Origin of the sequence: Schaalia sp. ZJ405 (assembly GCF_011038885.2) — a bacterium.
Classification (GTDB): domain Bacteria; phylum Actinomycetota; class Actinomycetes; order Actinomycetales; family Actinomycetaceae; genus Pauljensenia.
Genome location: NZ_CP064952.1, coordinates 1,140,040 through 1,153,291 on the forward strand (window position 1 = coordinate 1,140,040; position 13,252 = coordinate 1,153,291).

Annotated in this window: 11 protein-coding genes; all 11 read left to right on the plus strand. The window is 58.3% G+C overall.

What is annotated here, in order from left to right; translation table 11 throughout:
* Positions 1-4 precede the first annotated feature (4 nt).
* A complete protein-coding gene (locus G7Y41_RS04690) occupies positions 5-1,315 on the plus strand; it encodes a dihydroorotase (protein ID WP_165315445.1) in 1,311 nt (436 codons plus the stop codon).
* Positions 1,312-2,520 carry a glutamine-hydrolyzing carbamoyl-phosphate synthase small subunit gene (carA, locus tag G7Y41_RS04695; protein ID WP_165214619.1) on the plus strand — a complete coding sequence of 403 codons (1,209 nt, stop codon included), beginning with the start codon at positions 1,312-1,314 and terminating at the stop codon, positions 2,518-2,520. Before G7Y41_RS04690 ends, carA begins: the two co-directional genes overlap by 4 nt.
* Positions 2,520-5,816, plus strand: a complete 3,297-nt coding sequence (gene carB, locus G7Y41_RS04700; protein ID WP_165315330.1) for a carbamoyl-phosphate synthase large subunit — start codon at positions 2,520-2,522, stop codon at positions 5,814-5,816. The genes carA and carB overlap by 1 nt, the downstream gene beginning before the upstream one ends.
* A gap of 1 nt (position 5,817) precedes the next feature.
* Complete coding sequence (pyrF, locus tag G7Y41_RS04705) at positions 5,818-6,675, plus strand: orotidine-5'-phosphate decarboxylase (protein WP_165315331.1); 858 nt, start codon at positions 5,818-5,820, stop codon at positions 6,673-6,675.
* Positions 6,676-6,766: 91 nt separating this feature from the next.
* Complete coding sequence (mihF, locus tag G7Y41_RS04710; RefSeq protein ID WP_165214628.1) at positions 6,767-7,081, plus strand: integration host factor, actinobacterial type; 315 nt, start codon at positions 6,767-6,769, stop codon at positions 7,079-7,081.
* A 26-nt stretch (positions 7,082-7,107) separates the two neighbouring features.
* Positions 7,108-7,665, plus strand: coding sequence for a guanylate kinase (gene gmk / locus G7Y41_RS04715; protein ID WP_165214631.1), 558 nt, complete (start codon positions 7,108-7,110; stop codon positions 7,663-7,665).
* A gap of 45 nt (positions 7,666-7,710) precedes the next feature.
* The gene (rpoZ, locus tag G7Y41_RS04720) at positions 7,711-7,977 is read left to right on the plus strand and encodes a DNA-directed RNA polymerase subunit omega (protein WP_165214634.1); all 267 of its coding nucleotides are present in this window, start codon (positions 7,711-7,713) and stop codon (positions 7,975-7,977) included.
* Positions 7,978-7,981: 4 nt separating this feature from the next.
* A complete protein-coding gene (gene coaBC, locus G7Y41_RS04725) occupies positions 7,982-9,247 on the plus strand; it encodes a bifunctional phosphopantothenoylcysteine decarboxylase/phosphopantothenate--cysteine ligase CoaBC (RefSeq protein WP_165315332.1) in 1,266 nt (421 codons plus the stop codon).
* Positions 9,247-10,437 carry a methionine adenosyltransferase gene (metK, locus tag G7Y41_RS04730; protein WP_165315446.1) on the plus strand — a complete coding sequence of 397 codons (1,191 nt, stop codon included), beginning with the start codon at positions 9,247-9,249 and terminating at the stop codon, positions 10,435-10,437. Before coaBC ends, metK begins: the two co-directional genes overlap by 1 nt.
* Positions 10,434-11,033 carry a vitamin K epoxide reductase family protein gene (locus tag G7Y41_RS04735; protein ID WP_231367378.1) on the plus strand — a complete coding sequence of 200 codons (600 nt, stop codon included), beginning with the start codon at positions 10,434-10,436 and terminating at the stop codon, positions 11,031-11,033. The genes metK and G7Y41_RS04735 overlap by 4 nt, the downstream gene beginning before the upstream one ends.
* Positions 11,034-11,110: 77 nt before the next feature.
* Entirely contained in the window at positions 11,111-13,126 is a 2,016-nt protein-coding gene (locus G7Y41_RS04740; RefSeq protein WP_165315333.1) for a primosomal protein N' family DNA-binding protein, read from the plus strand.
* The last annotated feature ends 126 nt before the right edge of the window (positions 13,127-13,252 follow it).

The window sequence follows — 13,252 nt, forward strand, 5'->3', positions numbered from 1 at the left end:
TTCAATGATCCGTGACATTCTCCTCACAGGGGCCGATATTCTCGGCGAAGGTCGCAGCGATATTCTCCTGTCCGGTGGAACAATTCGCGCCCTCGGAGCAGATGCTTCCCGCGAAGCCAAGGATCCCCTTCGGATTGATGCTGATGGGCTGATCGCTCTTCCCGGACTCGTTGATATGCACACTCATCTGCGTCAACCGGGTCAAGAAGATGCCGAAACCGTTGAAACGGGGACGCGGGCTGCGGCGGTCGGTGGATACACGGCCGTTCATGCGATGGCCAATACAAACCCCGTTGCCGATACCGCCTCCGTTGTTGACCAGGTGTGGGAGCTCGGCGAAGAAGCCGGGTGGGTTGAAGTCCGTCCCGTTGGTGCTGTAACTGAGGGACTGGCAGGTCAGCACCTTGCAGCGATGGGAGCGATGGCGAGTTCGCGAGCGCAGGTCAGGGTTTTTTCTGACGACGGCAAATGCGTTGCCGACCCGGTCCTCATGCGTCGTGCACTTGAATATGTCAAGACCTTCGGTGGGGTAGTTGCCCAGCATTCCCAGGATCCCCAGCTCACCGATGGCGCCCAGATGAATGAGTCTCCTCTGTCGGGGGAGCTTGGACTGGCCGGCTGGCCAGCGGTCGCTGAGGAAGCGATCATCGCCCGAGATATTCTTCTCGCCAAGCACGTCGGTTCACGTCTTCACGTGTGCCACCTGTCAACTGCGGGTTCTGTCGACCTCATCCGTTGGGGTAAACGCATGGGGGTCAATGTCACCGCGGAAGTGACTCCTCATCACCTACTCCTGACCGAAGAGCTCGCTGAGACTTACGATCCGCTGTATAAGGTGAATCCGCCTCTTCGCACCGCAGAGGATGTCGAAGCTGTGCGCGAAGGGCTTGCAGACGGAACGATTGACGTTATCGGAACGGATCACGCGCCCCATCCGCTGGAGTCGAAGGATTGCGAATGGCAGGCCGGGTCCTTTGGAATGACGGGACTTGAAACGGCACTGCCGATCCTTATTGAAACGATGGTTTCAACGGGCCGTTTGACGTGGGCCGATGTCGCTCGCGTCATGTCGACAACTCCCGCCCGCATTGGGCGCGTGGCCAGCCAGGGTCAGGGAATTGTCGAGGGCGCACCCGCTCACCTGACGCTCGTTGATCCCTCAGTGCGCCGAAGGGTTGTTCCTGAGCAGCAGTGGACGCGATCAACAAATTCACCGTACCGGGGAATGGAATTGCCCGGACAGGTGCTCTACACATTCCATCGCGGTCAGGCGACCGTGGAAGCGGGAACACCAATCGCCAAGGAGGACCGATGACCAGCGAAATTGCCCTGCTTGTCCTTGAGGACGGCACCGTTTTCCAGGGCCGAGCCTGGGGCGGACGCGGACGTTCTCTGGGTGAGATTGTGTTCTCCACGGGGATGACCGGATATCAGGAGACACTGACCGATCCGTCCTATCACCGCCAGATTGTTGTCATGACGGCGCCCCATATCGGTAACACGGGCGTCAACGATGAGGACCCGGAGTCGGGACGCATCTGGGTTGCCGGTTTTGTTGTTCGTGATCCTGCGCGTCGCGCATCGAATTGGCGGGCGCGCCGCGAACTTGAGGATGAACTTGTTGACCAGGGGATTGTGGGGATTGCCGAGGTCGATACTCGTGCGATCACCCGCCACATTCGTTCTTTCGGGGCTATGCGTGCGGGTATTTTCTCCGGTGATGCTCTTCCCGCGGGAGCTGAGTATTTGACGGATCAAGTTCGTGACGCTCTTGTTCGGATCGTTGTTGATCAGCCGCAGATGAGTGGGGCCGCCCTCGCGTCGGAGGTATCAACCGTTGATTCCTACGTTGTTTCCCCGACGGGTGAGTTCCAGGGGCGTGCTCCTCTTGCGCGGATCGTTGCCGTTGACTTAGGGATCAAATCACGTACCCCTGAGCATCTGGCCGCACGAGGCATCGAAGTGCACGTGGTTCCCAACTCTGTATCTTTCGCTGATATTCAGGCCTTGAACCCTGACGGGGTGTTCTTCTCCAACGGCCCTGGTGATCCCTCAACCGCTGAGCATGAAATCGAATTGCTACGCGCGGTATTAGATGCGGGCCTGCCCTACTTCGGGATTTGCTTTGGCCACCAGCTTTTTGGGCGAGCCTTGGGATACGGAACCTACAAGCTGGATTTTGGTCACCGCGGCATCAATCAGCCGGTCAAAGACATCGACAGTGGTCGCGTGCAAATTACCGCTCACAACCACGGATTCGCCGTTGATGCACCCGTTGGCGAGCCCTCTCTGTCACCCTTTGATTCGGGTCGCTACGGACGCGTCACGGTCAGTCATGTTGGCCTCAATGACGGAGTTGTCGAGGGATTGCAAGCCCTTGATATTCCCGCGTTCTCTGTTCAATACCATCCCGAAGCGGCAGCCGGCCCCCACGACGGGGAAACACTCTTCGACCGCTTCGTCGACCTACTCATTGCGCATAAGAAGGCCACTGAAACGGCCCCTGAGGAGACCCACTGATGCCACGGAGAACAGATCTTCACTCAGTCCTCGTGATCGGCTCGGGACCGATCGTTATCGGCCAGGCGTGCGAGTTCGATTATTCGGGAACACAGGCATGCCGCGTCCTGAAAGAGGAGGGCCTCCGCGTCGTCCTCGTCAATTCCAATCCCGCGACGATCATGACGGATCCCGAAATCGCCGACGCAACCTACGTTGAGCCGATCACGCCGGAGGTTGTCACTGAGATTATCCGCAAGGAACGTCCCGATGCTCTGCTGCCGACTCTTGGCGGACAGACCGCACTCAACACTGCGGTGGCTCTGGCTGAACGCGGAGTTCTTGACACGTACAACGTTGAACTCATCGGTGCCTCAATCGAGGCAATCCGCGCAGGTGAAGACCGCGAGGAATTTAAGGAAATCGTTGAGAAATCAGGGGCCGAGGTTGCCCGGTCGTTTATTGCTCACACTCTTGAGGAATGTCACGCTGCCGCCGAGGAACTCGGATATCCGCTCGTCGTCCGCCCCTCTTTCACGATGGGTGGTTTAGGTTCAGGTTTCGCCTACACACCTGAAGATCTTGATCGGATTGCCGGTCAAGGTCTTGAGGATTCGCTGACCACCGAGGTGCTCCTTGAAGAGTCAATTCTCGGGTGGAAGGAATACGAGCTCGAACTCATGCGCGATAAGGCCGACAACGTTGTTGTGGTCTGTTCCATTGAGAATATCGACCCGGTGGGTGTTCACACGGGGGACTCAATCACCGTTGCCCCTGCGTTGACACTGACGGACCGGGAGATGCAAAAGCTCCGTGACATCGGTATCGCTGTGATTCGTGCGGTCGGTGTGGACACGGGCGGGTGTAACATCCAATTCGCCGTTGACCCTCATACGGGGCGCATCATCGTCATTGAGATGAACCCTCGGGTTTCTCGGTCGTCGGCTTTGGCCTCGAAGGCAACGGGATTCCCCATTGCGAAAATTGCGGCGCGTCTGGCAACGGGATATACCCTCGACGAGATTCCCAACGACATTACGGGCTCAACGCCGGCTTCCTTTGAGCCGACCCTTGACTACGTTGTTGTCAAGGTTCCCCGCTTCACTTTTGAGAAGTTCCCCGAGGCTGATCCGACGCTCACGACGTCAATGAAGGCTGTGGGCGAAGCAATGGCTATCGGTCGCAACTTCACGGAGGCCCTACAAAAGGCGCTTCGTTCAATTGATAAGAAAGGCGTTCAGTTCCACTGGGATAGCCCAGTTCCAACCCGCGACGAGGTCGAGCGGCTCATCGAGCAGGCACAAACTCCCACGGAGTCCCGGCTTGTTCAGGTGCAGCAGGCACTCCGGGGTGGTGCATCCATTGACGAACTCTTCAACGCAACGAAGATCGACCCGTGGTTCCTTGATCAGATTGTTCTTCTCAACGAGATCGCCACCACCATCATTGACGCGTCGTCGGTGAGTCGTGAGCTTCTTCTTGACGCGAAGCGTCATGGGTTCTCTGATGCGCAGATTGCAGCGATGAGAGGGCTGACGGAGCAGACGATCCGAGAAATCCGTCTGGCCTTCGGGGTGCATCCCGTCTACAAGACGGTGGATACGTGCTCTGCTGAGTTCGCGGCGAAAACTCCCTATCACTATTCCTGTTACGACCTTGAAACTGAGGTGAGCCCGCGCGAACGTGAAGCCGTGATCATTCTCGGTGCCGGTCCCAACAGGATTGGTCAGGGAATTGAGTTTGACTACTCCTGCGTTCACGCGACGATGGCTTTGTCGCAGATGTTCGACACGATCATGGTCAATTGCAATCCAGAGACAGTGTCAACGGACTACGACATTTCCGACCGTCTCTATTTTGAGCCTTTGACTCTTGAAGATGTGCTCGAAATCTATCGGGCTGAATCCCTTGCTGGCCCTGTCAAGGGAATGATCGTTCAGCTCGGTGGTCAGACTCCGCTGTCTCTTGCAGCTGATCTCCAGGCTGCGGGGGTGCCGATTCTGGGGACGACTCCAGAATCCATTGAGCTGGCCGAGGACCGTGAGGAATTTGGTCAGGTTCTCGCCCAGGCGGGATGCCCAGCACCGGCTCATGACGTTGCCCACACGCCGCAGACAGTCAAGGAGGTTGCTGCGAAGGTCGGATATCCCGTCCTCGTTCGTCCGTCCTTTGTTCTTGGCGGTCGCGGAATGGAGATCGTCAACGACGAATCAGCTCTGGAACGCTACCTCGATCGGCCAGATCTTGACGTCCTCTTTGAGCGAGGTCCTCTGCTCATCGATCGCTTCCTTGACGCTGCGATTGAAATCGACGTTGACGCTCTCTATGACGGCACAGACCTGTTCATGGGCGCAATCATGGAGCACATCGAGGAAGCGGGGATTCACTCGGGTGATTCAGCGTGTGTTCTTCCCCCCATGACTCTGTCAGGTCGTGAGCTTCAACGCATCACCGCTTCCACTGAGCTTATTGCCCGCGGAGTCGGTGTCCGGGGTCTGATCAACATTCAGTTCGCTCTCTTGTCTGACACTCTCTATGTCATCGAAGCGAATCCTCGTGCCTCGCGAACCGTTCCTTTTGCGTCAAAGGCAACGGGGGTGCAGCTTGCGAAGGCTGCGGCGATGATTCAGGTGGGTGAGTCGATCGCCTCTTTGCGGGTGAGGGGAGTGCTGCCCGCGGTGGACGCGCGTGTGATCCCAGATCACGCATCCATTGCGGTCAAAGAAGCGGTATTGCCGTTTAGACGGTTCCCGCGTACCGATGGAACCGTGGTCGACACAATCCTCGGCCCGGAAATGCGTTCGACAGGTGAAGTCATGGGAATTGACTACGATTTCCCCACGGCTTTCGCAAAGTCTCAGTCGGGCGCCTTTGGTGAACTTCCAACCGAGGGAACGGTCTTCATTTCCATTGCGGATTCCGATAAGCGAGCGATTGTGTTCCCGGCGGCCCGCATGGCGGAGCTGGGTTTCCACATCTACGCAACTGCGGGAACCGCCTCGGTGCTCAGGCGTAATGGAATCCCCGCTCAGGTTGTCCGTAAGACCTCTCAGGGACGTGGTCCGAATGGGGAACCGACGATCATCGATTTGATCCACGATGACCTCATTGACCTTGTTGTCAACACGCCACAAAAGTCTGAGGACCGTCACGACGGGTATCAGATTCGTACCGCAGCGACGTCTCGTGATCGGACGATCATTACAACGCTCCAGGCCTTCAACGCGGCTGTCCAGGCCATCGAGGTGCGTCTGCGTGGTCGATACCGCGTGCGGTCCTTGCAGGAATGGGATGTGTACCGTCGGGAGGAGAACTGAGATGACCTCGTCAATGCCATTTGGGGATCGCCTCTATCAGTCGATGCGCGAGCATGGAAGCGTGTGCGTTGGAATCGATCCGCATGCATCTCTGCTTGCCCAGTGGGGACTCGATGACACGGTTGAGGGCCTACGTCAGTTCGGCCTGAGAGTTGTTGATGCCTTGGGAGGGCAGGTCGGTGCTTTCAAGCCGCAATCTGCCTTTTTTGAGCGTTTTGGTTCGCGCGGCGTTGCGGTTCTTGAGGAAGTGATCGCTGCCTGCCGCGAGGCCGGGTCACTGTGCATTGTTGATGCGAAGCGCGGTGATATTGGCTCCACGATGGAGGGTTACGCGCAGGCTTTCCTCGATGACAGTTCTCCTCTTGCCGGTGACGCTGTGACCCTTTCGCCCTATCTGGGTGTCGGTTCCTTGAAGCCCGCTTTCGATCGTGCAGCTCAAACGGGGCGTGGGATTTTTGTTCTTGCGTTGACATCGAATCCGGAGGGTGCCTCGGTACAGCATGCACGGGGCGAGGACGGGACCGCTGTCGCGGTCTCGGTTGTTGACACGGTCACCTCATTCAATGCCAACTATGAGCAACATCACATGGGCTCCTTTGGTGTTGTTATCGGGGCAACGGTCGGTTCCGCAATTACTGATTTAGGTGTCGATGTGCAGGCTCTGAACGGCCCGATTCTGGCTCCCGGTGTCGGCGCTCAGGGTGCGCAAGCGGCGCAGGTCAGAGATATTTTCACCGGTGCCACAGATCGCGTGGTTGCCTCGTCCTCGCGCGCAATTCTTCGGTGCGGACCATCTGTTGAAGGTTTGAGAAACGCATATCGCGAAGCTGTCGAATCGCTCAGGAAAGCCGGAATCTAGGGGAAGACACACGTTTCTTCGCTCCACACTTTTCGGAGAAAGGTGACATTCTGTTCTCCATCCGACGAGTCACAGCGAGGAGTCTTCAGAAATGGTGCTACCCGAACTCACACCCCAACAACGTGCACAGGCGTTAGAGAAGGCAACGCAAGCGCGTAAGCGACGGGCCGAAGTCAAGGCTGCGCTGAAGAATCGGCAGATGACTGTCTCCGAAGTCTTCCAACTCGCCGAACACGACGAAGCCATCGCAAAGATGAAAGCCGTCACGATGCTGGAGTCTCTTCCGCGTGTCGGCGCGACAACCGCAGCGAAACTCCTCGACGAATTCAACATTGTTGCGTCGAGGCGTATCCGCGGCCTCGGACCCATCCAGCGGCAGAAGATCATCGAACGATTCGAGAGATGAGATCGACGAGTGGCAGTATGGTGCGCATGAGTGATGCGCACATTACTGTCCTCGTTGGTCCGACCGCAGTAGGGAAGGGGACCGTCGTCGCGAAGCTTCGCGAACGTTATCCCCAACTGTGGGTTTCGGTGTCCGCGACGACTCGAAATCCACGCCCAGGAGAAGTTGACGGAGTCAACTATCTTTTTGTGTCTCGCGATGAGTTCCAACAGCTCATCGACTCCGGGAACATGCTCGAATGGGCTGAGGTCCACGGAAGCAACTTCTACGGGACGCCTCGTCCACCCATCGATGAGGCGATCTCCCAAGGGAAGTCTGTGCTCCTTGAAATCGACCTTGCAGGCGCTCGACAGGTGCGCGAAACACTGCCAGATGCCCTCTTCGTCTTCCTCGCCCCTCCCTCATGGGAAGAGCTTGTTGCCCGTCTCAAGGGACGAGGAACAGAAAGCGAAGAGCAAATGGCTCGCAGACTCGAAACTGCGCGTATTGAACTCGACGCTCAGAAAGAATTCGACGAGATTGTGATCAATGACGACCTCGACACCACCGTTTCCACTCTGGCCCGGATCATCGGCCTGGAGTAGACTCGAAAGCCGTGGCCGCATGGTCGAATTATGAGGAGGAAGCGAATGTCCGGAATCGTCGCACAGCCTGAAGGCATCACCTACCCGCCGATCGACGATTTGCTTGAGCACGTTGACTCAAAATATGCGCTGGTGATTTTTGCTGCACGTCGCGCCCGGCAGATCAATTCCTACAATCTCCAGCTCGAACAGAACATGATTCAGTTCGTTGGCCCCGTCGTCGAAACCGAACCCGACGAGAAGCCCCTGGCGATTGCCCTGCGTGAAATCAACGAAGGCATGCTGTCTCTCGAAGCTGAACCGGAGGCGTGAGCCGATGGCCCGTACTGTCATCGTTGGCATCGGTGCGGGCATCGCCGCCTATAAGAGCGCACTCCTTGTGCGCTCACTCCAACGTTCGGGCCTCAACGTCCGCGTCATTCCCACTCCGGCATCTCTTCATTTCGTTGGCGCCTCCACCTGGGAGGGCCTCACCGACGCCCCTGTCCGCACGGATGTCTTTGGAGCCGGCGGCGCAGACCACGTTGAATTGGCACGCATCGCTGATCTCATTGTTGTTGCCCCCGCGACCGCCGATCTCATCGCCAGGATCCGCATCGGAGCGGCCGACGACCTGCTGACAACAACGATTCTTGCCGCTGACTGTCCTGTACTGCTTGCCCCCGCAATGCACACGAATATGTGGGAGAGTCGCGCAACACGGGACAACATTGATGTTCTTCGCGGCCGCGGCTTAACGATTCTTCCGCCAGACTCCGGCGCTCTTGGATCCGGAGACGTTGGAATTGGACGCATGGTTGACCCCGAGGTGATCGCCGAGGCCGTCCTCGTCAATCTCCATCACGATGATCCCAACGAGGAAGATCGGCTCCCAACCGCGGATGACGCTGCCTCGCTTAAGGGCAAACGCGTTGCTATTAGCGCGGGAGGAACACGCGAAGCCATCGATCCTGTCAGGTTCATCGGAAATTCCTCCTCCGGTAGGCAGGGGATTGCCTTGGCCCGTGAGGCGGCCCGGCGTGGAGCAGACGTTGATCTTGTTGCCGCGAACATTGACGACGGATTGCTTGAGACTCTCCCGGACACCGTGAAAGTGATCCGCGTGACGAGTTCTGACGAACTTCACAAGGAAATGTTGGCGCTGGTGCGCGGGGGCGTCGACGTTGTCATCATGGCCGCGGCTGTTGCCGACTTTAGACCCGTCACGGTTGCCACAGAGAAGATCAAGAAGAATCCCGCCAACGAGTCAGCCCCAACGATCATTCTTCAACGAACAACCGATATCCTTGCCTCGCTCGCACGCATCCCCGAACGCCCCCAGGTTCTCGTTGGCTTTGCAGCGGAAACAGGGACAGAGGACGAGGTCCTGAGCAAAGGCATGGAGAAGGCTCGCCGAAAGGGAGCGGACCTGCTGGCAATCAATCCTGTAGGCCAGGGACGCGGTTTCGGTGACGTTCCTAATTCCGTGACGCTGGTGTCTGGAGAAGGACAGGTCATTTCCACGGTCAGCGGAACGAAATCCGTTGTTGCCGAGTGCCTCATGTCCGCAATTGCACAGCGTCTAGGTACGATATCTGAGTGATGAGACATCTTCAGTTACTAACATCCGAATCTGTTACCGAGGGACATCCCGATAAGGTCAGCGACCGAATTTCTGATTCGATCCTTGATGCCCTCCTTGAGGTTGATCCGCATTCGCGCGTCGCCGTGGAAACTTTGGTCACAACGGGCCTGGTTCATATTGCCGGCGAGGTCACGACCAGCGGGTATGTGGAAATCCCCCAGATCGTGCGTGAGCAAATCATGGCAATCGGCTACACGTCGTCCGCCGTGGGCTTCGATGGAGGGTCCTGCGGTGTGTCGGTGTCGATCGGGCAGCAAAGCCCCGATATTGCCGGCGGAGTCGACACGGCCCTTGAGGTGCGCTCTGACGGAGCAACGGATCCTCGGGATGCTCAGGGAGCAGGCGACCAGGGCCTGATGTTCGGTTACGCCTGCTCGGACACTCCCGACCTCATGCCCGCACCGATTTGGCTCGCGCACAGGCTCGCCCGTCGCCTCGCGGAGGTTCGTCACAGTGGTGAGGTGGAGGGCCTGCGTCCCGACGGTAAGACTCAGGTCACTTTCGGGTACGAGGACGGACGCCCGGTGTCCATCGAGACGATCGTGCTGTCCACGCAGCATGACCCTGAGCTTTCCCAGGCGGCTCTTGACAGTGCGATCCGCCAGTACGTTGTTGCTCCGGTTCTTGACAGCGCTGATCTTCCGGTTGCCACGGACGATATGACGCTCCTGGTCAACCCCTCGGGTCGTTTCGTTCTCGGCGGACCGGCCGCGGACGCTGGGCTCACGGGACGCAAAATCATCGTTGACACCTACGGCGGCATGGCACGTCACGGTGGCGGTGCTTTTTCTGGAAAGGATCCGTCGAAGGTCGACCGCTCGGCCGCCTACGCGGCGCGCTGGGCAGCAAAGAATGTTGTTGCAGCCGGACTTGCACAGCGTTGCGAATTGCAGGTGGCTTACGCGATCGGACGGGCGCGTCCTGTGGGACTCTACGTCGATACTTTTGGCACGGGAGTTGCCAGCGACGAGGCCATCGCTGCCGCAGTTGAGGAGGTTTTTGACTTCCGTCCTCGCGCCATGATCGAAGACCTCGATCTCCTTCGCCCGATCTACACGGACACAGCGGCATACGGGCATTTTGGACGTCAGCAGTTCCCCTGGGAGCAGTTGACCCGCGTTGACGACCTACGAAAGGCGCTGCAATGAGCACGCTCACCGCTGCGGAGTTGGCATGGCGGCGGCGCACCGCGGCTGAAATGGCGATCTCTGGGATCATTGGGCTCGTTGCTTCATTCGTGCTGTCGATTGAGGCCTGGCAGCTGGCAAAGGACTCATCCACCACCTTTTCCTGCGACGTGTCGCAGGTCTTGTCGTGTTCTGCGGTTGCGCTGACCCCTCAAGCTCAGGTTCTGGGCTTCCCCAATGCTTTCCTCGGTATTCTCTTCGAGTCCGTTGTTCTTGCGGTGTCAGTTGCTCTCTTCGCCGGAGTCAGATTCCCTCGCTGGTACCTCATCTGTGTCAACCTCTTGTACACGGTTGCACTTGGCTTTGCGTACTGGCTTTTCCTTCAGTCGTATTTTGTCATCCGGGTGCTGTGTCCGTGGTGCCTCCTCATCACGATCACAACGACGCTGGTCTTCGGGGGTCTTACTCGACTCAACGTCAAAGAGGGTGTGATCCGCGTGCCCGAACAGGTCCGTCACTTCGTCGAAAAGGGCTTTGACTGGGCAATCTGGGGGCTTGGCGTTTTTATCATCCTCGCGATGGTTGTTGCGCGTTACGGCGTTGAACTTCTCGGATAGCTACTGAACACCGGAGCGTCTGCCCAGTTTTTCTTCGAGATGCTGCAATTGCCAGTGGTGTCTGATTCACTGGAGTTATGGAAGTCATTCAGGACGCGCTTGAGGGTTTGGGGCCTGCCCGAACCGTCATCCAGTGCGCCCACGTTCTCGTTGATACGGATCTTCCTCACCTCGACAAGCCGTTGAACTACGAGATTCCTGCGGCGCTTGACACCGAAGCTCAGCCGGGACGACTCGTGCGGATCCATCTGGCAGGAAGGCGCCACACCGGGTGGATCCTATCGCGTTCGTCAATGGAAACAGATATTGCGCTGCGCCGCGTGGATTCGGTTGTTTCCCGAACACCCGTCATCACTGAAAAGCTTGTTGACCTTGCCCGCCGCATCGGAGATCGGAACGTTGCAACGATCTCTCAGGTTTTCTCCCTCGCCATTCCGCATCGCGTTGCGGGAGTTGAAAAAGAGCTACTGTCACAGGGGCTCAGTCACGACGGTGGGGCCGGTTCGGTGGGGAAGCCCACTCAGGTCACCGAGACGCGCAGCGCAACAGGCGCTGATGACCTCCCATCTGGCTGGTCGTACTACCCGGCAGGGGAAGCCCTCATTCATCATCTCGCTCAGGGGGAATCACCGCGGGCCGTGTGGACGGCGCTGCCACCGACGCGCGATTCCATGCTTGTCGACCTTGTGCGTTCGTGTCTAACCTCTGGGCGTGACGCCATCGTTGTTGTCCCCACGGCGGACCTGTCACTCCACCTCCACGGCGTTCTGTCCGACGCGTTGGACGTTGCCGTGGAGCTCACGGGATCGGCGGTAACTGACGCGGAGCGCTATCGGGTGTATCTCAATGGCATTCGGGGAGTCTCCCGCGTCATCGTGGGCACGCGTTCTGCGGTCTGGACCCCGATGCGAAATCTTGGCCTCATTGTTGTGTGGGATGACGGAGATGATCGCCTGATGGAGCAGCGCGCACCGCGATGCGACGCTCTCGACGTGGCGATTCAACGCTCCATTCTTGAGGACGCCGCACTTGTCACAGCAGCGTGGTCACGGTCGGTGAAAGCTCACGCCCTGGCTGAGTCAGGGTGGGCGGTATCGCTGACTCCGCAACTAGGATTCCAACGTTCCGTTGTCCCTCGAATCAACGTCTTCACACAAGATGATGCTGCACAGGAAGGACCCGGCGGTTACGGACGCCTTCCCTCAGCGGCATTGCGGCTCGTTCGTCGGGGACTCGATGACGGTCCGGTACTCATTCAGGTCGCTTCCGCTGGCTACCTCCCCGTTGTGTCGTGCCAGACTTGTCGAACAATTGCCCGGTGTTCCACATGCTCGGGACCGTTATCACTGACGCCGGATTCACGGATGACATGCGGATGGTGCGCTCGTGAAGCCATTAACTGGACATGCCCTCGCTGCGGGGGACACCATTTGCGTTCCGTGAGAGTCGGATCCGAACGCACTGCGCAAGAAATCGCACGAGCCCTCAACGGAACCAGTGTCCTGTCATCAACAGCCGATCACCGGATCACACACCCCGTTGACAATCGTCCCGTCGTTGTGGTGGCCACAGCCGGTGCCGAACCGCCGGCCAGTGGAGGTTATGCTGCCGGCCTAATCCTCGATGCGCAGGCAATCGCCGGCAGACCCGAATTGTGGGCTCCAGAGGAAGCGGCACGTCGGTGGTTTAACGCCTGCGCTCTGCTTCGTCCCCACGCTCCGGGGCTCATCGTTGGTCGTATCGATCAGGCGCTCGGTCAGGCTTTCGTGCGATGGGATCCCGTCGACATTGCGCATCGACTCCTTGACGAACGACGCGAACTCGGGTTCTTCCCGGCGGCAACGATCGTTGCATTGGACGGTCCAGCAGGGGATGTTCATTCGATCGCAGATTCGGTGACAGCTGAGATTCTTGGAACGGTCGAGCAGAAGTCTCGGCGAGACGCATCGGTTGTCACGGTCAGGACGCTGCTTCGCGTGGCAAATCCGCAAGCTCCCCAGCTATTGACTCAGCTTGCTCAAATCCAACGTCAACGTGCAGCCACACGCAGTCCGCTGGTAAAAATCACCGTCAATCCACCCGAACTCTTCTAGTTGACTGGGTCGTCCTCGTCAACCCCCGCGCGACGACCACAGCACCCCTCCCGAAACCGTATTCGGGGATTTTCTTGATCATCGGATCCGTCGATCGTGGTGACGCCCAAGAGTGAGCAGGTGAAG

Bases quoted from the DNA above. Each gene is read 5' to 3' on its own strand.
- G7Y41_RS04690 (WP_165315445.1), top strand. From the start codon at position 5: ATGATCCGTGACATTCTCCTCACAGGGGCCGATATTCTCGGCGAAGGT.
- carA (WP_165214619.1), top strand. From the start codon at position 1,312: ATGACCAGCGAAATTGCCCTGCTTGTCCTTGAGGACGGCACCGTTTTC.
- carB (WP_165315330.1), top strand. From the start codon at position 2,520: ATGCCACGGAGAACAGATCTTCACTCAGTCCTCGTGATCGGCTCGGGA.
- pyrF (WP_165315331.1), top strand. From the start codon at position 5,818: ATGACCTCGTCAATGCCATTTGGGGATCGCCTCTATCAGTCGATGCGC.
- mihF (WP_165214628.1), top strand. From the start codon at position 6,767: ATGGTGCTACCCGAACTCACACCCCAACAACGTGCACAGGCGTTAGAG.
- gmk (WP_165214631.1), top strand. From the start codon at position 7,108: ATGAGTGATGCGCACATTACTGTCCTCGTTGGTCCGACCGCAGTAGGG.
- rpoZ (WP_165214634.1), top strand. From the start codon at position 7,711: ATGTCCGGAATCGTCGCACAGCCTGAAGGCATCACCTACCCGCCGATC.
- coaBC (WP_165315332.1), top strand. From the start codon at position 7,982: ATGGCCCGTACTGTCATCGTTGGCATCGGTGCGGGCATCGCCGCCTAT.
- metK (WP_165315446.1), top strand. From the start codon at position 9,247: ATGAGACATCTTCAGTTACTAACATCCGAATCTGTTACCGAGGGACAT.
- G7Y41_RS04735 (WP_231367378.1), top strand. From the start codon at position 10,434: ATGAGCACGCTCACCGCTGCGGAGTTGGCATGGCGGCGGCGCACCGCG.
- G7Y41_RS04740 (WP_165315333.1), top strand. From the start codon at position 11,111: ATGGAAGTCATTCAGGACGCGCTTGAGGGTTTGGGGCCTGCCCGAACC.